At 70.9% G+C, this 18394-nt stretch carries 19 protein-coding genes; 8 read left to right on the plus strand and 11 right to left on the minus strand.

Annotated features, from left to right (window positions below):
- The first annotated feature begins 263 nt into the window (after positions 1 to 263).
- Together NL115_RS02475 and NL115_RS02480 are read left to right on the plus strand one after the other, a co-directional pair.
- Complete coding sequence (locus NL115_RS02475) at positions 264 to 647, plus strand: SHOCT domain-containing protein (RefSeq protein ID WP_254831642.1); 384 nt, start codon at positions 264 to 266, stop codon at positions 645 to 647.
- A gap of 6 nt (positions 648 to 653) precedes the next feature.
- A complete protein-coding gene (locus tag NL115_RS02480) occupies positions 654 to 1316 on the plus strand; it encodes a hypothetical protein (protein ID WP_254831643.1) in 663 nt (220 codons plus the stop codon).
- 1 nt (position 1317) lies between these two features.
- Here the strand turns inward: NL115_RS02480 and NL115_RS02485 are convergent, their stop codons facing one another.
- A complete protein-coding gene (locus NL115_RS02485; protein WP_254831644.1) occupies positions 1318 to 1950 on the minus strand; it encodes an NUDIX hydrolase in 633 nt (210 codons plus the stop codon).
- Positions 1951 to 2096: 146 nt separating this feature from the next.
- Here NL115_RS02485 and NL115_RS02490 point away from each other — a divergent pair, with 146 nt between their 5' ends.
- A complete protein-coding gene (locus tag NL115_RS02490) occupies positions 2097 to 3539 on the plus strand; it encodes an aryl-sulfate sulfotransferase (RefSeq protein ID WP_254831645.1) in 1443 nt (480 codons plus the stop codon).
- Between the two features lie 84 nt (positions 3540 to 3623).
- Positions 3624 to 4868: an MFS transporter gene (locus tag NL115_RS02495; RefSeq protein ID WP_254831646.1), complete on the plus strand. Its 1245-nt coding sequence runs from the start codon at positions 3624 to 3626 to the stop codon at positions 4866 to 4868.
- Positions 4869 to 5224: 356 nt separating this feature from the next.
- Here the strand turns inward: NL115_RS02495 and NL115_RS02500 are convergent, their stop codons facing one another.
- The 4 genes from NL115_RS02500 to NL115_RS02515 form a co-directional block, all read right to left on the minus strand.
- Positions 5225 to 5752 (minus strand): gamma carbonic anhydrase family protein, encoded by a 528-nt coding sequence (locus NL115_RS02500; protein ID WP_254831647.1) that lies wholly within the window; start codon positions 5750 to 5752, stop codon positions 5225 to 5227.
- 61 nt (positions 5753 to 5813) lie between these two features.
- Positions 5814 to 8177, minus strand: coding sequence for a tubulin-like doman-containing protein (locus tag NL115_RS02505; RefSeq protein ID WP_254831648.1), 2364 nt, complete (start codon positions 8175 to 8177; stop codon positions 5814 to 5816).
- 117 nt (positions 8178 to 8294) lie between these two features.
- On the minus strand, positions 8295 to 8573 hold the full coding sequence (locus NL115_RS02510; RefSeq protein ID WP_254831649.1) for a DUF8028 family protein: 279 nt from the start codon (positions 8571 to 8573) through the stop codon (positions 8295 to 8297).
- Positions 8574 to 8690: 117 nt separating this feature from the next.
- On the minus strand, positions 8691 to 9293 hold the full coding sequence (locus tag NL115_RS02515; RefSeq protein WP_254831650.1) for a rhomboid family intramembrane serine protease: 603 nt from the start codon (positions 9291 to 9293) through the stop codon (positions 8691 to 8693).
- Between the two features lie 111 nt (positions 9294 to 9404).
- Between NL115_RS02515 and NL115_RS02520 the strand changes: the two genes are divergently transcribed.
- A complete protein-coding gene (locus NL115_RS02520; RefSeq protein ID WP_254831651.1) occupies positions 9405 to 10475 on the plus strand; it encodes a saccharopine dehydrogenase family protein in 1071 nt (356 codons plus the stop codon).
- A 101-nt stretch (positions 10476 to 10576) separates the two neighbouring features.
- On the opposite strand, the gene NL115_RS02525 is transcribed toward NL115_RS02520, so the two are convergent.
- Together NL115_RS02525 and NL115_RS02530 are read right to left on the minus strand one after the other, a co-directional pair.
- Positions 10577 to 11314, minus strand: coding sequence for an ATP-grasp domain-containing protein (locus tag NL115_RS02525; RefSeq protein ID WP_254831652.1), 738 nt, complete (start codon positions 11312 to 11314; stop codon positions 10577 to 10579).
- A gap of 145 nt (positions 11315 to 11459) precedes the next feature.
- A complete protein-coding gene (locus NL115_RS02530; RefSeq protein WP_254831653.1) occupies positions 11460 to 12665 on the minus strand; it encodes a threonine synthase in 1206 nt (401 codons plus the stop codon).
- 112 nt (positions 12666 to 12777) lie between these two features.
- On the opposite strand from NL115_RS02530, the gene NL115_RS02535 reads away from it, so the two are divergent.
- Positions 12778 to 14064: an NAD(P)/FAD-dependent oxidoreductase gene (locus tag NL115_RS02535; RefSeq protein ID WP_254831654.1), complete on the plus strand. Its 1287-nt coding sequence runs from the start codon at positions 12778 to 12780 to the stop codon at positions 14062 to 14064.
- Positions 14065 to 14093: 29 nt separating this feature from the next.
- On the opposite strand, the gene NL115_RS02540 is transcribed toward NL115_RS02535, so the two are convergent.
- Genes NL115_RS02540 through NL115_RS02550 form a run of 3 tightly spaced genes read right to left on the minus strand, consistent with a single transcriptional unit; the run spans position 14094 to position 16621 of the window.
- A complete protein-coding gene (locus tag NL115_RS02540) occupies positions 14094 to 14819 on the minus strand; it encodes a metallophosphoesterase (protein ID WP_254831655.1) in 726 nt (241 codons plus the stop codon).
- A 46-nt stretch (positions 14820 to 14865) separates the two neighbouring features.
- Positions 14866 to 15132, minus strand: coding sequence for an HAH_0734 family protein (locus NL115_RS02545; RefSeq protein WP_254831656.1), 267 nt, complete (start codon positions 15130 to 15132; stop codon positions 14866 to 14868).
- 49 nt (positions 15133 to 15181) lie between these two features.
- On the minus strand, positions 15182 to 16621 hold the full coding sequence (locus NL115_RS02550) for a sensor histidine kinase (protein WP_254831657.1): 1440 nt from the start codon (positions 16619 to 16621) through the stop codon (positions 15182 to 15184).
- 156 nt (positions 16622 to 16777) lie between these two features.
- Here NL115_RS02550 and NL115_RS02555 point away from each other — a divergent pair, with 156 nt between their 5' ends.
- Together NL115_RS02555 and NL115_RS02560 are read left to right on the plus strand one after the other, a co-directional pair.
- Positions 16778 to 17059: a 50S ribosomal protein L44e gene (locus NL115_RS02555; protein ID WP_254831658.1), complete on the plus strand. Its 282-nt coding sequence runs from the start codon at positions 16778 to 16780 to the stop codon at positions 17057 to 17059.
- Positions 17059 to 17238, plus strand: coding sequence for a 30S ribosomal protein S27e (locus NL115_RS02560; protein ID WP_254831659.1), 180 nt, complete (start codon positions 17059 to 17061; stop codon positions 17236 to 17238). The genes NL115_RS02555 and NL115_RS02560 overlap by 1 nt, the downstream gene beginning before the upstream one ends.
- Positions 17239 to 17301: 63 nt before the next feature.
- Here NL115_RS02560 and NL115_RS02565 read toward each other — a convergent pair whose 3' ends face one another.
- Positions 17302 to 18369 carry a glycosyltransferase family 4 protein gene (locus NL115_RS02565; RefSeq protein WP_254831660.1) on the minus strand — a complete coding sequence of 356 codons (1068 nt, stop codon included), beginning with the start codon at positions 18367 to 18369 and terminating at the stop codon, positions 17302 to 17304.
- Positions 18370 to 18394 lie beyond the last annotated feature (25 nt).

Consider the following 18394-nt stretch of genomic DNA (forward strand, 5'->3'; position numbering starts at 1 on the left):
GCGCGCGACGGCACGGGGAGAAGGCCGAGGACCACCGCGGGGAGTATCATCGCGGAGGTCCCCCGCGTGCGGTCGAACAAGCGTCTCGTGCTCTCGGCGGCGGCCTGGGTGCCGCCGCCGGCCGCTCCGGCCGTCATCTCGTGTTCTCACCCGCGATTTCCGAACTGTAGCGGCTGTTCAACTTCGGATTCGAAGTGGAAACCGCATTGAATCCGGGGCGTGTACCTGTAATTAGAACCCGGGATATCCCCGGGGCACCCACGATGTCCACCAACACCTCCAACAGTCGGCTCCTGACGCTCGTGCTCGTCCTGCTCGGTATCCTCGTCCTCGTCCCGCTCCTGTTCATGGGGCTCGGGATGGTCGGCTACGGCATGATGGCCGGCTGGGGCGGGACGACGTGGGGCGGGCATATGTGGGGCGGCGGGACCGGGATGACGGGCGGGATGTTCCTGCTCGCGATCCTGCTCCGACTCGTGCTCCTCGCCGGCCTCGTCGGTGGCGGGTACCTGCTCTACCGGACGCTGACGGCCGACAGCGAGGGCGGTGACACCGCGCTCGAGGAACTGCGGCTGGCATACGCCCGCGGCGACCTGAGCGACGAGGAGTTCGAGCGGCGCAAGGAGACCCTCGAACGCGAAGACTGACCCCGGATGGCCGACGCCGCCCTCCACTCCAACACGGCCCCAGCGCTGCCGGCGTGGCTCGACGCCTACACCACCGTCGCCCTGTACGGCCTCGTACTCGGGACCGTTCTCTCGCTCGCGGCGTTGCTCACGAACCCCGTCCCCGACCCCTCGTTCCCCTGGGCGACGCTGCCCGCATCGTTCCGACTGCCGGTCACCCAGCCCCGCATCGAGCACTGGCCGGTCACGTACACGGTCGGCATCTGGTTGTGGATTCTCGGGTTCCCGGCGCTGTTCCTCGCCGGATACCGACGCTACGGCTCGCGTGCCCGTCGGTCCGCGACGAGGTGGCTCGTCGGGCTCCCGGCGGCCGCGATGCTCGGCTGGACGACCTACTGCCGGCTGTTCTGGCCGAAGCTCTCCCCGCCGACCTGGAACGCCCCCTCCTACACGCTGGTCTGCTGGCTGTACTGCTCGTCGTACGACCCGCTCTGGAGCAACCTCGCGTACCTCGTCGCCGGCCTGGGCCTCGTCGCGACGGGGCTGGCGTGGCGCGACGACGACACGACCCGGTACGCGCTCGTCGCCTTCGGCGTGCTCGCGCTTCCGCTGGGACTGCCGGCGCTGTACGAGGGGTATCGACGGTTCCGGGGCGGCGGCGAGGGCCGGCCGGTCACGGTGGGCGCCTGAGTCAGACCGGAAACTCGGCGTCGGCCTCGACCTCGCGGTCCGGTTCGGGCGGCATCTCCCAGTCCGTCGTGAGTTCGAGGAACTGCACCAGCATCCGGCCGGTCGCCCCCCACACGGTGTAGCCGTCGACCCGGAAGTAGTGGAGTCGGATGTCGCCGTAGTGTGGGTGGTCGCGGCGCTCGGAGTCGTAGTTCGTGCGGTCGGTGAGGTCCTCGACCGAGAGCGCGGCGACCTCGGCGACCTCGCGGGTATCGCAGGGCTGGTAGCTGGCGTCCGGGACGCGCGCGACGTACGGCCGGACGGCGTAGCGGGTGACGGTGCGGATGTCGTCCAGCCGCCCGACCACGTCCGCGTTCGCCGGCTCGACGCCGACCTCCTCGCGGGCCTCGCGGAGCGCCGTCCCCTCGAGGTCGGGGTCCACGTCCTCGCGGCCACCCCCCGGAAAGCTCATCTGCCCGGCGTGCTCGCCGAGGTCGTCCTGGCGCTTGATGAACAGCACGTGCGGGTCCTCGGGGACGCCGCCGTGAGGCCACTCGTCGTTGCCGGGGTCGACCACCGACACCAGCACGCCGGCCTCGCGCTCCTCGTCCGTCACCGAGACGGGGTCGTGCCGGATTACCCGGGACAGGTCCATACCCACGGTAGCGCGTGCGCCGTCTTAACGCCCTCGGCGACCGTGAGGGGGAGAGGGTAGCGGTGGGGGAGTCGGGGGGGTGGTGCTTTCGACGGCCGGGAACCCGGAACCACAAGAGACAGATAGGCGCCTTCCCCAGCGCGGGTATGGAATCGGTCTCCGAGCGCCTGCGTGCCCGCCTCACGGGGGCGCGACGGCGCCTCGCCGAATCGCGGGCCTGGCGCGCCCGCGCGGCCCTCCTCGTGGTGCTGCTCCTCCTGCTGAGCCCGACGGTCGTCTCCGCGGCCACCGACCGCGGCACCCGGCTCGGGCCGGGCACGGTCGAACAGCCCGCCGAGAACACGACCTACGTCTCCGTCCAGGGGTTCCACTTCAAGGGCGTCGGCAACGCGAAGAAGCCGGCGCGCGTCGTCGCCGCCGCCGGGGACGCCCAGGGTCGCCAGCTCATCTCCGGTGTCGACAACGACCTGCCGTTCCCGGCCCGCTGGTTCTACGACACCGACCCGCTGCCGAACGGGAACCTGCTCGTGACCAGCACGAACCCCGGCGGGACGGTCGTCTTCTCGTACGACCCCGCGGCCGACGAGGTGGCGTGGTCCGAGTCGTTCGACTTCCACGACACCCACGACGTCGACCAGATCAACGGCGACCAGTTGCTCATCGCCAACATGCGCGAGTACGAGGACGGCGTCTCGAACGACCGCATCCTCGTCTACGACCGCGGCAACGACTCGGTCGTCTGGGAGTGGACGTTCAACCAGCACTACCCCAACTCGACCGAGGGCGGCTTCAAGCCCGACTGGACCCACGTCAACGACGTGGACAAGGTCGGTGACGGTCGCTACCTCGCATCCCCGCGCAACTTCGACCAGGTCATCCTCGTGAACCGCTCGACGAACGACATCGAGTACCAGCTCGGCAGCGACGGGAACCACTCCCGGCTGTTCGAGCAGCACAACCCCGACTTCTGGGTGGACGAGCAGGGCAACCCGACCGTCCTCGTCGCGGACTCCGAGAACGACCGCGTCGTCGAGTTCACCCACGAGGACGGCTCGTGGGAGGAGGTCTGGAGCGTCGGGGGCTTCAACTGGCCCCGCGACGCCGACCGCCTCCCCAACGGGAACACACTCGTCACCGACTCGCTCAACCACCGGGCCGTCGAGATAACGCCCGAGGGCGAGGTCGTCTGGGAGTTCTACGCGGCGTGGGCCCCCTACGACTCCGAGCGCGGGGCGCCCGGCTCGAACGGCCCGTCGATGGCCGCGCTGGGCGAGTCCGGCAGTCACGAGGTGACCGGCGGCGCCGGCGAGGGCCCGGCCTCGCAGGAGACGTTCCCGGACTGGCTCCGTGGCTCGACGGCCGGCACCCCGGTCGAGTCGTTCGGGGAGGAGGTCGCCGACCGCTACCAGCATATCACGCCGTTCCTCCGCCCGGTCTGGATGTCGTCGTGGGCGCTGCTGGGGGTCTTCCTCGCCATCCCGCTGCTCCTGGGCTGGGGCATCGGGGAACTGGTGTACGCCCGCCGGCGCATCGCCGCGACGCTCCGTGACCTGGCGGGACGTGGTAGCGGCTCGGGCGACCGCGTGTAGCCGACAGCGACCGGCGGGCGCCCGCCGGCCCCGTCTCGCGGGCCCTTCGCTACCCTCAAACGACCTGCCCCCGCAGCAGTGGCCGTGTCGACCCAGAACGACCAGCAACGCACCGTCCCAGCGCGCGCCTCCGTCGCGCTCCTCGGGCTCGGGGCGCTCGCCTACGGCTGCCTGCTGTTCGCCTGGTTCTCGCTGCCGGCCTACCTTCCCACCCTCCAGACCGAGCTCTCGCTCACGAACACGGAGGCCGGCGTCCTCGCCGGGGCGGTCCCGCTCACGTACGTCCCCATCGGCCTGTTCAGCGGCGCTCTGACCGACCGTATCGGCGGCGAGCGCGCCGTCGGTGCCGGTGTCACGCTCGTCGGCGTCGCCCACCTCGCGCGGAGCGCGGCGCCGGACTTCGCGACGATGCTGGCCGCCACGCTCCTGCTCGGTGTCGGCGGGACCGGCATCACCTTCGGGCTACCCAAGCTCGTCGCCGACCGGTTCCCCGAGCGGCTCGTGAGTTCGGCGTCGGCGGTCTACCTCGTCGGGTCGACGCTCGGTACCGCGGCGGCGTTCGGCCTCGGGCGACCGACCATCGGCCCGGCACTGGGCGGCTGGCGGCCGTTCTTCGGCGCGACGGGGGTCGCCGTCCTCGCGTTCGCCGCACTGTGGTGGGTCGCGCTGGTGCTGGCCGAGCGGTTCGGCGGCGCCGCCGACGAACGACCTAGCCCGGCGCCCGACCGGACCTCTCGCGAGTCCTCGCTCGCGGCGCTCCGGGCCGTCGCGCGCACGCCGGCCGTCGTACTGCTGGTGGTCGTCGGCTTCGTCTACCTGTTCGTCGTCCACGGCCTGCAGGGCTGGCTCACGGCAGTGCTGGAGTCACGCGGTGCCTCCCCGACGCTCGCTGCGCGTGTGACCACGCTGCTGGTCGTGGCCCAGCTAGCGGGGACCGTGACGCTGGCGCCGCTCGCCGAACGACTGGACCGCCGTCGGGCGGCCGTCCCCGTCGCGGGTCTGGTCCTCGCTGCGGGGACCGCTGGCCTCGCGCTCGCTGTCGACCCGCTCGTCGCCGCGGTGCTGGTCGCCGGTGTCGGGTTGGGACTCGGCACCATCTCGCCGCTGCTGCGCGCGCTCCCGGTCGAACTGGAGGGTGTCGGCGCCGAGCGGACCGGGACCGCCGTGGGACTGGTGTTCGCCGTCGGTGAGATCGGCGGGTTCGCCGGGCCCGCACTGGTCGGGGCGCTCCACGACGCGACCGACTCGTTCGTCCCCGGCCTCGCTCTGCTCGCGGCGGCCGGCCTGCTCGCGGTCGGCGCCGGTAGGGCGCTCGCCCGACGCGAATAGCTCTTGGATAACCAGATTTCGTGTCGAATAGCCCGCATTCTATCGAAAGGTGCAGTATATCTGTATTGAACCGGAAACAATTCATAGATGTCACACTATCGGATGGGTTCTGTTCCGGCCACTGTCCGTCGGGGCCGAAAGAGGAAGGCGGCAGAGTGGTGACGGCAGCGCCGGTGGGTGGTGACAGGGTGGTGGTGGTGGTGGTGTTGGTGGTGGTGGCAACCACCCACCGCGTGTGACAGGTAGGCACACCCACAACTAACCGTTCTGCCGGATACGTCCCGGGGTTTATGACAGCTCTCGTCGGGTATCCGTCCCCAGCGGTGCCGCGTACTGCCCCGGGACCGGGTGGCGGCTCAGTCCTCGACCGGGGGGTGGCCGTGTGCGACGACCTCGCTGGTCTCGCGGTGGTCGTCGGCGTACTTCGTGTACGCCTGCCCGGCGTACGCCCAGGGGGAGTCCTCGACCTCCTTCGTCACTTCGGCGGGCTGCCCGACGGCGAGCGTGTTCGCCGGAATCTCGGTGCCCTCCGTCACGAGCGCGCAGGCCCCGACCATCGCCTCCTCGCCGACGGTGCAGTCGTCGAGGACGACCGCGCTCATCCCGACCAGCGAGCGTTCCTCCGTGACAGCGCCGTGGACGATGGCCGAGTGGCCGACCGTGGCGTAGGGGCCGATGTCGGCGCCCTCGTGGAGAACGGCGTTGTCCTGCACGTTCGCGCCCTCGCGGAGGACGATGGCGCCGTGGTCGCCCCGGAGCGTGGTGTTGGGCCAGACGCTGGCGTCGGCCTCCAGCGTCACGTCGCCGATGACCTCGGCGGCAGGGTGGACGAACGCGTCCTCGTGGATGGTCGGTTCCGTACCCTCGAACGAGCGGATAGCCATGGTCCGGGCGTCGGCCCCAGGGGTCAAAGGCCCGTCGGGCGGCAGCCCCCCGTGGTCGTGTTCAGTCCCGGTCGAACGGGCGGCTGTTGTCGGAATCCATCTCGATGTCGGCGATGGCGTCTGCCACCTCGCGCTGCTTCGCGCCCTGCGTACCCTCGGGGAGTAGTTCGGGGTAAGCGATGGCGTCGCGGACGGCCGCGTCGTCGAGGTCACCGAACACCTCGCTCACGCTCCGGGCCGGGTCCTCGAACGCCTCGTGAATCGCCCCGAGCGTGCGCAGCTCCGGGAGCGAGACGGGGGCGTACAGCCCCGCGAGGTCGACGGCGAACCCACGGCCGTCGTCCACGCCGATGCGGTCGTCGAAGGCCTCGGCCAGCGCCGCCTGCACGTCCGGGCCGTCCTCGGGGGCCAGCGCCAGCAGGTCCCCGGCCGGGCCCCAGCGGTTCTCCCGTGCGGTCGCCATCACGAGGCGACTCTCCGGGGCCGCGTCGCCGTCCGGGTCGTGGACCGGGTCGGAGAGGGCCGCCACCAGCGTGGCGAGTTCGGTCGCGATGTCGGACTCGTCGACGAACCCCTCGGCGACCAGCTCGGCGAGGCTGTTCGCGAACGAGAGCGTCTCCGGGATGAGGTCGGCGACGTTCGTCAGCGGAACCCGCCGGTGGCGCCCTCCTTCCGTGACCCGGGGGTGAGACAGTCGCTCGCGCAGGTCGTCGCGGCGGCGCGTTATCTCACGGCGGGACTCGCTCATGCTGTCGCGCTTGCGCCGCACCGTGTCGCGCTCGCGCTCCAGTTCGTCCCGTCGCTCCCGGAGTTGCTCGCGGGCCTCGTCGGCGCGTTCGCGCGCGGCCTCGCGGACGGCCGTGAGGGTCGCGAAGGCGTCCGCGAGGTCCTCGAGTTCGGCGGCACGCCCGTTCGCGGCCTCGGCCTGCTTCCGGAGCCGGCGACTCGCGATGGGGTTGAGCCGGTCCTCGGCCCCTGCGGACAGCGACTCGGCCTCGTTCGAGAGCGCCGGCTTGACGACCTGCCGCCAGGCCCCCAGCGGCTCCGACGGGAGCCCCTCCTCGCCACGCTCCGCCAGCACGGCGTCGACGGCGTCGCCGTACTCGCTGGCGGTCTCGTTGAGCGTCGCCGGGAACGGATGGCTGTCGACGGCCTCGTCGAGCCGCTCGGCGAGGCCGTGGCCGAGAACGAGTGCGACCACCGGCCGTGTCGGGACCCGCTTTGGCACCGCCCGCCCGACCTCGCTGACCACGCTATCGATGTGGGTCTGCAGGTCGACCCGGTCCCGCGCGAGCGCGTCGATGTCGGCGTCCTCGACGCGGCGCTCGGGGTAGTGGAAGACCGCGTCCGCGATGCCGTCCGGGACGCGTTCACCGCCGAGGTCGGCGTCGAGGATGGTCGAGAGCCAGTCGATATCCGCGTCCAGCCCGTCGATGCGGTCCTCGAGGTCGTCGAGCTGGTCGGTGACCGCGAGCCGGTCCGACCGGACGTCGAACAGCCGGTCGAGGTCGTCGACCGGGAGCGTCACGCGCCCGGCGGTGACCCCGTAGACGGGTGGGCCGGGCTCCTGGCCGAACGTCGCGTTATCGAAGGCGAGGTCCGGCCGGCCGTTCGTCAGGGCGTGCCCGACGGCGGTCGTCGCGGCGGCGCGCTCGACCGGTGTCACGCGCCCCTCGTCGTCGACGGGGGCGAGGAAGAGGCCCGCGAGCGGCGGCTCGTCGAGCGTGATTGCCGGGCGTCCGAGGACGGCCTCGGCCAGCGGGAGCTCGAGCTCTATCGGGGAGGCCGTCTCGCTCCCGGGCAGGAGTGCCTGTAGCTCCCGGACCGTGACGTAGGCGTTCCGCGCGTGGATGGCACTCGTCGCGTCATCGGTGCTGCTGGGGAGGCTTCCGAACGCGTACGTGGAGACGGGGAACCGTAACTCGTCGGCGATATCGGCGACGAGTGCGGTCAGCAGGGGGAGGCTGCCGCCACCGATGCCACCGCCGAGTCCCGCGAGCAACCAGACGTCGATGCCGTCCTCGGCGTTCTCGACCGCCGTGGCCCCGCCGATGGCGGTGTCGAGCGCCGACCGGACGGCCGCGAGGTTGCCGCCGGATTCGAGCGCCAGCCGTGCCAGCGCCCGGCGGCGACGCAGCCCCGTCCCGGATTCGGTCGCCGAGGGTGGTGCTGCCAGGTACGACCGCTCGGCGTTCGCGTCCGGCGGCCCCAGCGTGACCGTCTCGGCCACCGCGGGGGCCTCCGTCCCGAGGTCGCCCTCGTCGGTGTCGACGGCGATGAAGGAGAACCGGTCGGGGTCGATATCTGCCTCCCCGGTCCAGTCGGACCCGTTTCCGTCGGCCACCGCTCCGACCCGGTCGGCGACTGCCGCCAGCATCCGTGCGCCCCCCGCACCGATGCCGACGACGACCGTCGGCCTGTTCATGCCTCGACCTGTAGGTATGGGCATATAAATCCCTCCCGGCCATCCCGAACGGAACCCGTCGGCCGCCACGACCGGCCCGGTGGGCGGCGGTCCCGCGGTCTGTTCGTCGGCCCCGTGTCAGTCCTGGTTGTGCGTGTGCCCGGCGCTCAGCGCGAACAGGTGGAGCACGACCAGCGCAGCGAGGAGCATGGCGTCCTGCTGGCTGGAGAGGCCGGTCAGCAGGAGTGGGACGTAGGTGAGCGGCAGGAGGACGGCGGCCCAGAAACCGACCGTCTCGACCGCCGCGACCGCTGGCCGCCCGGCCGCCGTGGCGAGACCCGAGAGCGACTCGGCGAGGCCGTCCCCCGACTGTCCGGGGACGTCCTGTCCGAGCACGCGTCGCGGGTTCCATCGCATGGCAACGAGTAACGTATCGCCCCACATGAAGCTTCGCCGTAAACCGACCCAAAAGCGTCCCGTCTCTGGATTCCCCGATGTCAATCACCGGCGTGAACCGGGACCCAGCGCCGGCAGTCAGGGGTGGTCGGCCAGCCGGCGGCCGGCGCGCGCGTGGAGGACGCGGCGACGGCCGGCGACCAGCCCCGCGCCGAGGCCGACGGCGTGGGCGACGAGCGCCACGTTCGGGGCCGCCGTCACCAGCACGACCGCGGACACCAGTGCGGCGCCGGCGACGAGCAGGAGCGTCCGGTCCGGGCGGAATCGACGGAGTGCGGCGTGGACGACGGCGTTTCCCGTGATGGCGTAGCCGACCAGCGCGAAGACGGCGCCGCTCGCGCCCAGCACCGCCGTGGGCTGGCCCACGAGTCCGTCGACCAGAACCTGCACGATAGCCGAGAGCATCCCCGTCAGGACGAAGAAGGCGTGGAACCGGAAGCGCGTGCTCGTCCGTTCGACGGCCAGCCCGATGGCCGCCAGCGCCACCGCGTTCCCCAGCAGGTGCGGGAGGCTCGCGTGCGCGTAGACGTTCGTCACGAGCGTCCAGGGGCGGGCGAGCAGCGGCGGCGCCAGCGCGAAGAGGTGTCCCTGGATACCGACCAGCCCCACCGCACCCTGGACGAAGAACACCACCACCATCCCCGTCAGCGTCTCCACCGTCGGGCTCTCGCGAAGCACCACGGGTGGATTCGGTGGGGATAGCGCAAAAGACCGTCGGGCAGATGGGACGGTCGGACGACCGGTCGTGGCTGCCTCCGGTGGGTTTAGGCCGCCCGCGCCGGACGCTCGGCCATGGACCTGCTCATCTACGGCTCCTACGGCTACACGGGCGACCTTATCGCCCGGCAGGCGGTCGCGGCCGGCGAGGAACCGACGCTCGCCGGTCGGTCCCAGGCGAAGGTGCAGCATCAGGCAGCCGAGCTCGACCTGCCCCACCGCGCCTTCGACCTCGACGCGGACGACGTGGCAGCCGAACTCGCGGCCGCCGACGTGGATGCCGTCCTCCACTGTGCCGGCCCGTTCGTCGAGACCCACCGGCCGATGGTCGAGGCGTGCATCGACACCGGCACCCACTACCTCGACATCACCGGCGAGATAGAGGTGTTCGAGTCCGTCGCCAGCTACGACGAGGCCGCCACGGACGCGGGCGTCCAGTTGCTGCCCGGTGTCGGCTTCGACGTGGTCCCGACGGACTGTCTGGCTGCACACCTGGTCGAACGGCTCCCGGACGCGACGGACCTCCGGCTGGGGTTCCAGGCCGAGGGGGGCCTCTCGCCGGGGACCGCGGCGACGGCCGTCAACTCGATGGGCGAGGGCGGCGCGGTCCGGCGCGACGGCCGCATCAAGTCGGTCGGGGCGGCCCACGAGACCCGCCGCATCGACTTCGGCCGCGGGAAGACCGGCGCCGTCACCATCCCCTGGGGGGACGTGGCGACGGCGTACCACACGACCGACATCGAGAACGTGACCGTCTACACCGCCGTTCCCGGCGTCGCGCGGCTGTTCATGCGCTCGTCGGACCTGTTCGCGCCGCTGTTCGACCTGCCCGGCGTCACCGACACGCTGCAGGACCTCGTCCACGCCACCGTGGAGGGTCCGGACGAGGAGACCCGCGAGCACACGCACTGCTACGTCTGGGGCGAGGCCTCGAACGACGAGCAACGCGTCGTCTCGCGGCTCGTCACGCCCAACACCTACACGCTGACCGTCGACGCGGCGCTGCTCATCGCCCGGAAGGTGCTCGATGGCGAGTGGGAGGCGGGCTTCGGGACGCCCGGCGGCGTCTACGGCCCGGACCTCGTGCTGGAGATCGATGGCGTCGAGCGGACCGACGAGGAGCCGGTGCACGTGGTGAGTCGCTGAGCTCCAACGGCCGGCCCGTCGGTGCTCGCCTCCGGGGCGGTCGGTAGAGGCGGTGGCAGTCCCGTGGCTGCTGCGTGGGAGCATGCGCCCACGACTCGAACTCACTCGGTACCTGGGGCCGCCCGGTGGATCGAATCGGTCAGGGCCGACTCCAGTCCTGCCTCCCGGAAACTCGGCGCAGCGTTACAGTCGACGGCGTATCGGCTGTCATCCGCCTCGATGATGTCGACCCCCACCGCCTGCGTGTCCGCCAGCGACAGCAGCCGCTCCATCCGGTCGATATCCTGTTCGGGCGTCGGCTCGTGGCCCAGCACCCGTTTCTCCCCGGACAGTTTCGACGAACAGATGACGGTCTCGGCGTGTAGCTGCCGGCCATCGTCGACGAGGTAGCACTTCCGGTCGCGCCCGTCGGTGTCCAGCAGCGGCTGGTAGAAGCCCCCGGTTCCGCCGATCTCCGGGTCGCCATCCCAGCTGAACAGTGGCTTGGTGACGTACTGCCCCTCGGGTGGCTCGAAGCTCACCGGTGGGACGCGGAAGCCGACCGCCGACAGCGCCTCCAGCATCACCAGCCGCGAGGCGAGAATCGTCGTCGACAGCCGGCCGTTCCAGGTGGCGATTCCGGCACGTTCGGCCAGGCGCAGTGCCCGGACCGACGCGGGGCGGACCTTCTTGCAGACCAGGAGTGACAGTTCCTCGATCGCCGACCGGGGCAGTTCCCGCTCCGGCTCGAAGTACGTCACGTCGTGCCCTCGCCGGCGGAGGCGACGCCCGACCGTCTCGAACACGTGGTGGTCCGGGCGGCAGATGATCCCGATTCGGGATCCGTCGCCGGTGGTCATACCGGGTTGCCGTCGGGTCGACATAAATTACCCCGGCCTCTGTAGGAATCCGCTCCAGAGCCAGTCCCGAGGCGACACGGAGATGTCACGTTCACCCCCCATAATTCCCGTATAGAATGATTTTGCTGAACAATAGGCGGTTCTACTACATCCCTCTCGCCATCAGCCGGCTCCGGATCATATCGGCGTCCTTGTTCCCGGCGCCGGTGTTCAGCAGGACGATGGTGTCGTCCTCGCCGAACTCCCCCTCCTGGGCCAGCTCCCAGGCCCCGGAGGCGGCGGCCGCGCAGGTCACGCCCATCTCCAGGCCCTCGTGCTGGGCCACGGTCGCCGCCGAGTCCATGATGTCCTGGTCGTCGGTCGCCACGGCCCCACCATCCGACTCCCGCAGGGCCTCCAGCACGAGCCGGCTCTCGCCGGGGTCGGGAATCTCGATGCCGCCACAGATGGTGTCGGGGTACTCCCAGGGCTCGTGCTCGTCGCGGCCCTCGGCGAACGCCTCGACGATGGGCGCACAACCCTCGGACTGGGCGGCGTACAGCGGCGGAACCTCGTCGACGAGTCCCAGCTCGCGGAACTCGCGGGCGGCCTTGTGCATCCCGACGAGGCCGACGCCGCCACCCGTGGGGTAGACGACGGCGTCGGGCGTCTCCCACCCGAGCTGCTCGATGAGCTCGTAGTACATCGTCTTCTTCCCCTCGTGGCGGTACGGCGTGACGAACGTCTGGAGGGGGTAGTAGTCGTCGCGCTCGTCCATCACGTCCCGGTAGGCCTCGGCAGCGTCGTCGATCTGCCCCTCGACGACGTACATGTCGCCGCCGTGGACGTTTATCATCGCCTTGTTGACGAACGAGGCGCGCGAGGGGACGAACACGTGCGACTCCATGCCCGCGCGGGCGGCGTACGCCGCAGCGGCCTGCCCGGCGTTGCCGGCCGAGGCCAGCGCCACGTCCGTCGCGCCGTGCTGGGCGGCTGCCGTGACGGCGACGGCAGCACCGCGGTCCGTGAATGTCCCCGTCGGATTGCGCCCCTCGTCCTTGATGAGGACGCGCCCGACACCTAGCTCCTCGGCCAGGTTCGGGCACTCCACGAGCGGGGTGCCGCCCTCGTCCATCGTCACCGCCGCGTCGCGCGGGAACGGGAGCAGCGGCTCGTAGCGCCAGGCCCCCGCCTGCCCGGCACGGATGGCGTCGGACGCGAAGGAGTTGCGCGTCAGGTCCAGCGCGTCGTAGTCGTAGGTCGGGTCGAGGACGCCGCCGCAGTCGGGACACCGCCCCGGCTCGTCGGCGGCGTCGAACGACGCCCCGCAGTCGAGACACTCCAGCCCGGTGAACGCGTCCGTCGTCTCCATGGTCGGGTGTTGGAGTGTGCGCGGCAAAGGGCTGTCTTTCGCGGCTGCACGGGCCGGATGGTGTATCTCCGCGACGACAGTGGTTTAGTCCCCGCCGCGAGAACCGCCGGCCATGACAGATGTCGCTGTCGTCGGCGGTGGGCTCGCGGGACTGGTCGCCGCCCGACGACTCGCGGAGGCCGGGGCCCGGGTCGAACTGTTCGAGCGGCGCGAGGCGTTCGGGGGGCGCGTCCGCAGCACCCACGACGGCCGCTACACCTTCGACCGCGGCTTCCAGGTGCTGTTCACGGGCTACCCGGCCGCACAACGGGAACTCGAACTGGACCGGCTGGACCTGCGCGAGTTCCCGCCCGGCGCCATCATCTGTCGGCCCGGCCATCGCTCGACGCTGTCGGACCCGCTGCGCGACCTGAGCGCGCTCGTGCCGACGCTCCTCAATCGGGACGTCCGCACCGCGGACAAGCTCCGGCTGTTCCGGCTCCAGCGCGAACTGACGGGGAAGTCCGAGCGGGAGGTGTTCGCGGGTGAGGACCAGTCCATCCGCTCGTTCCTCGCCGACTACGGCTTCTCGACGGCGCTCGTCGAACAGTTCGCGGAACCGTTCTACGGTGGCATCACGCTCGACCGGTCGCTCGAATCCTCGGCGGCCGTCTTCCAGTACACCTTCAGATGCCTCTCGGAGGGTGCCATCGCCGTCCCGGCGGCGGGGATGGGCGCCATCCCCGAGCAGCTCGCGAGCCGCGCCGAGCGTGCCGACGCCACGCTCCACGCCATGGAGACTGTCACGGCGGTCGAGCCGGACGGCGAGGACCCGCGGACGGACGGCGTGGCACTGACGCTCGACGGCGTGACCGGGACCCGTCGCTTCGACGCCTGCGTGGTCGCGACGAACCCGAAGACCGCGAGCGACCTGACCGGCGTCGCGACGCCCGAGGAGGCGCGTGGCTGCACGACCGGCTACTACTCGCTGCCGGCGCACAAGGACCTCCGGACGGGCGGGCGCATCCTGCTGAACGCGGCCGACGACCGGCCGAACGAGGTCGCCCCCCTCTCCGAGGTGGCACCCGAGTACGCCCCCGACGACCGGCAACTGCTGAGCGCGACCTGGCTCGGCGTCTCCGACGCCGACGACGCCACGCTGACCGAGGAGGTGCGCGAGGCGCTCGCCGACTGGTATCCCGAGCACCGGTTCGACGACCTCGAACACGAGCACACGGACCGCGTCGCGTTCGCGCAGTTCGCCCAGCCGCCGGGCTTCCGTGACGACCTGCCCGGTGTCCGGGAGCCAGCTGGCCCGGTCTACCTCGCCGGCGATTACACCTCGTGGTCGTCCATCCACGCGGCGCTGGACTCGGGCGGGCGGGCGGCGCAGGCGGTGCTGGACGAGCAGGGAGTCTGAGCGGACGAGCGGGTGAGCGGGCACGGCAACTACAGCATCTCGCGGAACCGTCCCAGCGGCGGGAACGCCAGCGCCTCGTCGGCGGCCGCGTCGTGGACGACCGGCCGGAGCAGGTCCGCGTCCGTGACCAGCGGCGACATGAAATCCGTCGTCCGCATCCCGTTGACCGGCGACCCCGCGGCGAGCCGCGTGAACGAGGGGAGCATCAGCAGGTCGGCGTCTCGATAGCAGCCCCGGCCGTGGAGGTAACAGGGGCGGCGCTTCCCCTCGATCTCGATGGTCGGGTGGTCGTGCCCGACGACGTACAGGTCAGCGTCCGTCTCCGGCGGGGATTCGTGGCCGTGGCAGATACACACCTCCCGGGCACCATCCGTCAGGGTGTACGCGGCAGTCGTGGGCCCGTCCCACAGCTCGGCGAGCATCGTGTCGTGGTTCCCGGGTACGACGACGGTGCGGGCGTCGGCCTCGTCCGCGGCGGCCCGGAGGCCACGCAACGATTCGCGGACGCCGCGGGGGACGCTGCTGAACGAGTGGAGGAGGTCGCCCGCGACGACCAGTTCGGCGGGTTCGAACCGCTCGAGGAGCGCGCCGACCCGCTCGACGATATCGCGGTCCTCGCCGAGCCGGAGCTGGACGTTCGAGGACTCGTCGCGGCCGAGGTGGGTATCGGCCAGGACCAGCGCGTCGGCGCGCTCGAGGTAGACCGCACGGTCGCGGAAGGTGACTCCCCCGACGGGCGCGCCGCGCGCAGACATAGCCGTGCGTAGCGGATGGGCGGCGAAAAGGGTCCCGGCTGGCTCGTCAGACCGCGAGGTCGCTCTTCTCGCTGAGTACCGTGACGGCCCCGGCGTCGACGTCCTCGACCTCCATGTGCATCGGGATGAAATCCCGCCGCGCGAACGTCTCGCGCTCGTCCTCGGTCCCGACGGTGCACCAGAGCTGGACGCGGTCGGGGCCGTGCCAGTCACCCTGCCGGGCGATCGCGAAGCAGACGAGTTCCTCGCCGTCGACCTCGATGACGGCGTCCTTGCGGATGCCGGGGTCCCCGTGGATGATGAGCCGCTTCATGCGCCCACGTTGCGAGCATCGGTGGTTAAGCGTGTCGAAGCGAGGCCCATCAGTTCCCGGGGCGAACCACGTCGACATCGTGGAACTCGAAGCGAGCCCCCTGACCGTCGCCGAGCGTCACGCGCCAGCCGTGGGCCTCCGCGAGGCTCCTGACCACGGCCAGCCCGAGCCCGACCCCGTTACCCGTGGAGTGGCCCCGTTCGAAGACGCGCTCGCGGTCCGCTCCGGGGACACCCGGGCCGTCGTCGGCGACGATGAACCCCGCCGCTCCGGCTTCGCCCGCGAGCGCGGCCACCGTGACGATGACCTCGTGGCTCTCCGTGGAACCGTGTTCCACGCTGTTCCGGAACAGGTTCTCCAGAACACGGCGGAAGCGCGTGGGGTCGGCCCGGACGACGATGTCCGTCGTCACCTCCAGGGTCGCCCCGCCCGTCGCCACGCTGTTCCAGGCCGCTTGCGAGATGGCGCGGAGCGAGACGGGGACCGAGTCGGTGACGGTCCGGTCCTGCCGTGCGGCCGTGAGGATGTCGTCGATGAGGTCGTTCAGTCGGGCGAGCGCGTCGGCCGTTCGTTCCAGGTCCGGGGAATCCCGCTCGGCCCGGGCGATATCCAGCGAGCCGATGGCGACCGACAGCGGGTTCCGGAGGTCGTGGCTCAGTACCGCAGCGAACTCGTCCAGTTGCTCGTTGCGGGCCCGCAGGCTGTCCTCGCGGGCCGCTTGCTCGGAGATGTCGCGCCCGGTCCCACAGAGCCCGAGGATGTTCCCGTCGTCGTCGGTGAGCCGGCGGCCCTGCAGTTCGAGCGTGGGCGTCCGGCCGTCCGGGAGTGCTGCCCGGACGCGGGCGGACGCCCGGCCCTCGCTCAGTGTCTGCCCGATGGCCTCCTGCACGGCAGCCCAGTCGTCCTCGACGAGGAACTCCCAGGGCCACGTCTCGGCGATCTCCGCGTCCGTGAGCCCCCAGCGCTCGTTGAACCGTCGGTTCCACCGGACCATCCGCCCGTCGGCGTCGATGACGTAGAACAGGTCGATGAGGCTGTCCAGGGCGTGGTCGACCTGCTCACGCTCCCGGCGGAGCGTCTTCACGTCCGCAGCGGCGACGAGGGCCGCGACCCGGCGCGCGACGAACTCCGGCAGCAACTCGTCGTCGGCCCACACCACGTCCGTGGCGGGCGCTGCGAGGAGTCCCTGCGCCCCGACCCGGTCGTCCCGCGGGAGGACGGCGAGAAACGGGATGTCGGCCGTGTCCGCGCGGACGGCGTCCAGTGCTGCTTCCGGGTCGGCACCCAGGGCGACCACGCAGTCGGCCTCGTCAGCCGTCACTGCCGCCACAGCACGCTCCGGGTCCTCGGTCGTCCGGACGACCACGAGCCCCGTCGTGTCGCCGAGGTCCGGGCGGTCGGTGGCCTCCGTGTGCCGAGTTCTGGACGGTCGTTCGCCCCTCGTGACGAGCTGGACGACACGAACTGGCGCTGTCGAGTCGGTTATCATGCCCCCTCCACAGTCCACCCAATCGGTGGCCGCATGGTTCCGGTACGCCGTACCGGTAGATATAGCTCGCGTCGGTGGCCTCAGGTCGTGCCACCCGTGGAGGCTGTCGCGGAACCGAACCCGTTTTACCGTCCGATGTGCTACCGCCGACAACCTATGGAGATGCCACGCCGGTTCAACACGTACTGTCCACACTGCAACGCCCACCACCAGCACGAGGTGGAGAAGGTCCGAACGGGCCGCTCCTCGGGCACGAAGTGGGACGCGCGCCGGACCCGTCGGGGCAAGAGCGTCATCGGGAACGCCGGGCGCTTCTCGAAGGTGCCCGGTGGCGACAAGCCCACCAAGAAGACCGACCTGCGCTACCGCTGCTCGGACTGTGGGAAGGCCCACCTCCGCGAGGGATGGCGAGCAGGCAAGCTGGAGTTGACCGAATAATGGCGGGAGATTTCGTCTCGGTCCGGTGTCCGGACTGCGAGAACGAACAGACCGTCTTCGGGAAGGCCGCCACCGAGGTCGCGTGTGCCGTCTGTGGCCACGTCCTCGTCCGGCCGACAGGTGGGCTCGCCGATATCGAGGGGGAGGTCCTCGAGGTCGTCGAGTCCCGCACTGCCTGAACCGGAGCACTCCATCTCTCTCGCTCTCACACCCCGGAGCCACCGGCTCGTCGACGCGGTCTGTTACTCGGCTCCGGCGTCGGCGCCCGCCGCCGAGCGGTAGGCATCGTCGAGCTCCCGGGCTACGCGCTCCAGGGAGTGCTCGGCGGCGGTCTCCTTCGCGTTCTCGCCCAGTCGCTCGCGGAGGTCCGGGTTCGCTGCCAGCCGGTCCAGCGCCTCGACGTACTCCTCGAACGACGAGCACATGAGACAGTCCTCGCCGTCGGTGTAGAACTCGCGGAAGACGGGGATGTCGCTCAGGACGACGGCCTTCCCGCAACTCATCGCCTCGAGGACGACGATGCCCTGGTTCTCGTCCTTCGTCGGGAGCAGGAACACGTCGCCGGCACCGTAGCCGCCGCGGATATCATCGACCCAGCCGGTGAACGTGACGTTCTCGGGCGGGCCGTTCGTCCACGCTCTGACGACGGGGGAGGCGTGTGGCCCCTCGTCGACGTGGCCGAACCAGGTGAAGTCGTACTGGGTTTCCTGCGCGAGTTCGCAGAACGTCGTCAGGCCCTTGCGCTCGAAGACGCTGCCGACGGTGAACACGCTCATCCCCTCGATGTCGTAGCGGTCGCGGTACTCCTCGCGCAGGTCCTCGTGGCCCTCGAGGCGCTCGGCGTCGACGCCGTTCGTGATCTGCCGGATGGGCGCGTCGACGGGGTAGGACGCGATGTTCGAGCGGGTGTACTCCGAGGGCACGAGGACGAGGTCGGCCTGCGAGTAGAACCACTTCAGGTAGCGCCGGAGCGGCCCCGTCACCCGCGAGGAGAACCGGAACGATTCGGCGAAGTCCTCGGCGGTGACGTGGGCGTGCAGGACGAGTGGAATCGAGTTGCGCTTCGCGTGGCGCGCGACGGCGACGCTCCCGGGCCCGATGACGTTGCAGTGCGCGAGGTCGTACTCGCGGAAGAAGCGGTCGCCGAGCAGGCGGCGGCCCGCTGCCGAGAGCGGGGAGCCGCCGGCCCAGGGTGAGGTCTCGACGACGTGCTCGGTGTCGGCCAGCGCCGCCCGCTGGTGGGCGGTACTGGTACCGATGCCGCTGCGCTCCAACTGGTCCTCCAGTTCGAGGTAGTTGAGGACCCGCATTCGTTGTTCGAAGGTCGCAGGGGGC

The organism is Haloglomus salinum, from assembly GCF_024298825.1.
GTDB lineage: Archaea > Halobacteriota > Halobacteria > Halobacteriales > Haloarculaceae > Haloglomus > Haloglomus salinum.

Coding starts and splice junctions, on each gene's coding strand:
- NL115_RS02475 (WP_254831642.1), top strand. CDS start 264: ATGTCCACCAACACCTCCAACAGTCGGCTCCTGACGCTCGTGCTCGTC.
- NL115_RS02480 (WP_254831643.1), top strand. CDS start 654: ATGGCCGACGCCGCCCTCCACTCCAACACGGCCCCAGCGCTGCCGGCG.
- NL115_RS02485 (WP_254831644.1), bottom strand. CDS start 1,950: ATGGACCTGTCCCGGGTAATCCGGCACGACCCCGTCTCGGTGACGGAC.
- NL115_RS02490 (WP_254831645.1), top strand. CDS start 2,097: ATGGAATCGGTCTCCGAGCGCCTGCGTGCCCGCCTCACGGGGGCGCGA.
- NL115_RS02500 (WP_254831647.1), bottom strand. CDS start 5,752: ATGGCTATCCGCTCGTTCGAGGGTACGGAACCGACCATCCACGAGGAC.
- NL115_RS02505 (WP_254831648.1), bottom strand. CDS start 8,177: ATGAACAGGCCGACGGTCGTCGTCGGCATCGGTGCGGGGGGCGCACGG.
- NL115_RS02510 (WP_254831649.1), bottom strand. CDS start 8,573: ATGCGATGGAACCCGCGACGCGTGCTCGGACAGGACGTCCCCGGACAG.
- NL115_RS02520 (WP_254831651.1), top strand. CDS start 9,405: ATGGACCTGCTCATCTACGGCTCCTACGGCTACACGGGCGACCTTATC.
- NL115_RS02525 (WP_254831652.1), bottom strand. CDS start 11,314: ATGACCACCGGCGACGGATCCCGAATCGGGATCATCTGCCGCCCGGAC.
- NL115_RS02530 (WP_254831653.1), bottom strand. CDS start 12,665: ATGGAGACGACGGACGCGTTCACCGGGCTGGAGTGTCTCGACTGCGGG.
- NL115_RS02535 (WP_254831654.1), top strand. CDS start 12,778: ATGACAGATGTCGCTGTCGTCGGCGGTGGGCTCGCGGGACTGGTCGCC.
- NL115_RS02540 (WP_254831655.1), bottom strand. CDS start 14,819: ATGTCTGCGCGCGGCGCGCCCGTCGGGGGAGTCACCTTCCGCGACCGT.
- NL115_RS02545 (WP_254831656.1), bottom strand. CDS start 15,132: ATGAAGCGGCTCATCATCCACGGGGACCCCGGCATCCGCAAGGACGCC.
- NL115_RS02550 (WP_254831657.1), bottom strand. CDS start 16,621: ATGATAACCGACTCGACAGCGCCAGTTCGTGTCGTCCAGCTCGTCACG.
- NL115_RS02555 (WP_254831658.1), top strand. CDS start 16,778: ATGGAGATGCCACGCCGGTTCAACACGTACTGTCCACACTGCAACGCC.
- NL115_RS02560 (WP_254831659.1), top strand. CDS start 17,059: ATGGCGGGAGATTTCGTCTCGGTCCGGTGTCCGGACTGCGAGAACGAA.
- NL115_RS02565 (WP_254831660.1), bottom strand. CDS start 18,369: ATGCGGGTCCTCAACTACCTCGAACTGGAGGACCAGTTGGAGCGCAGC.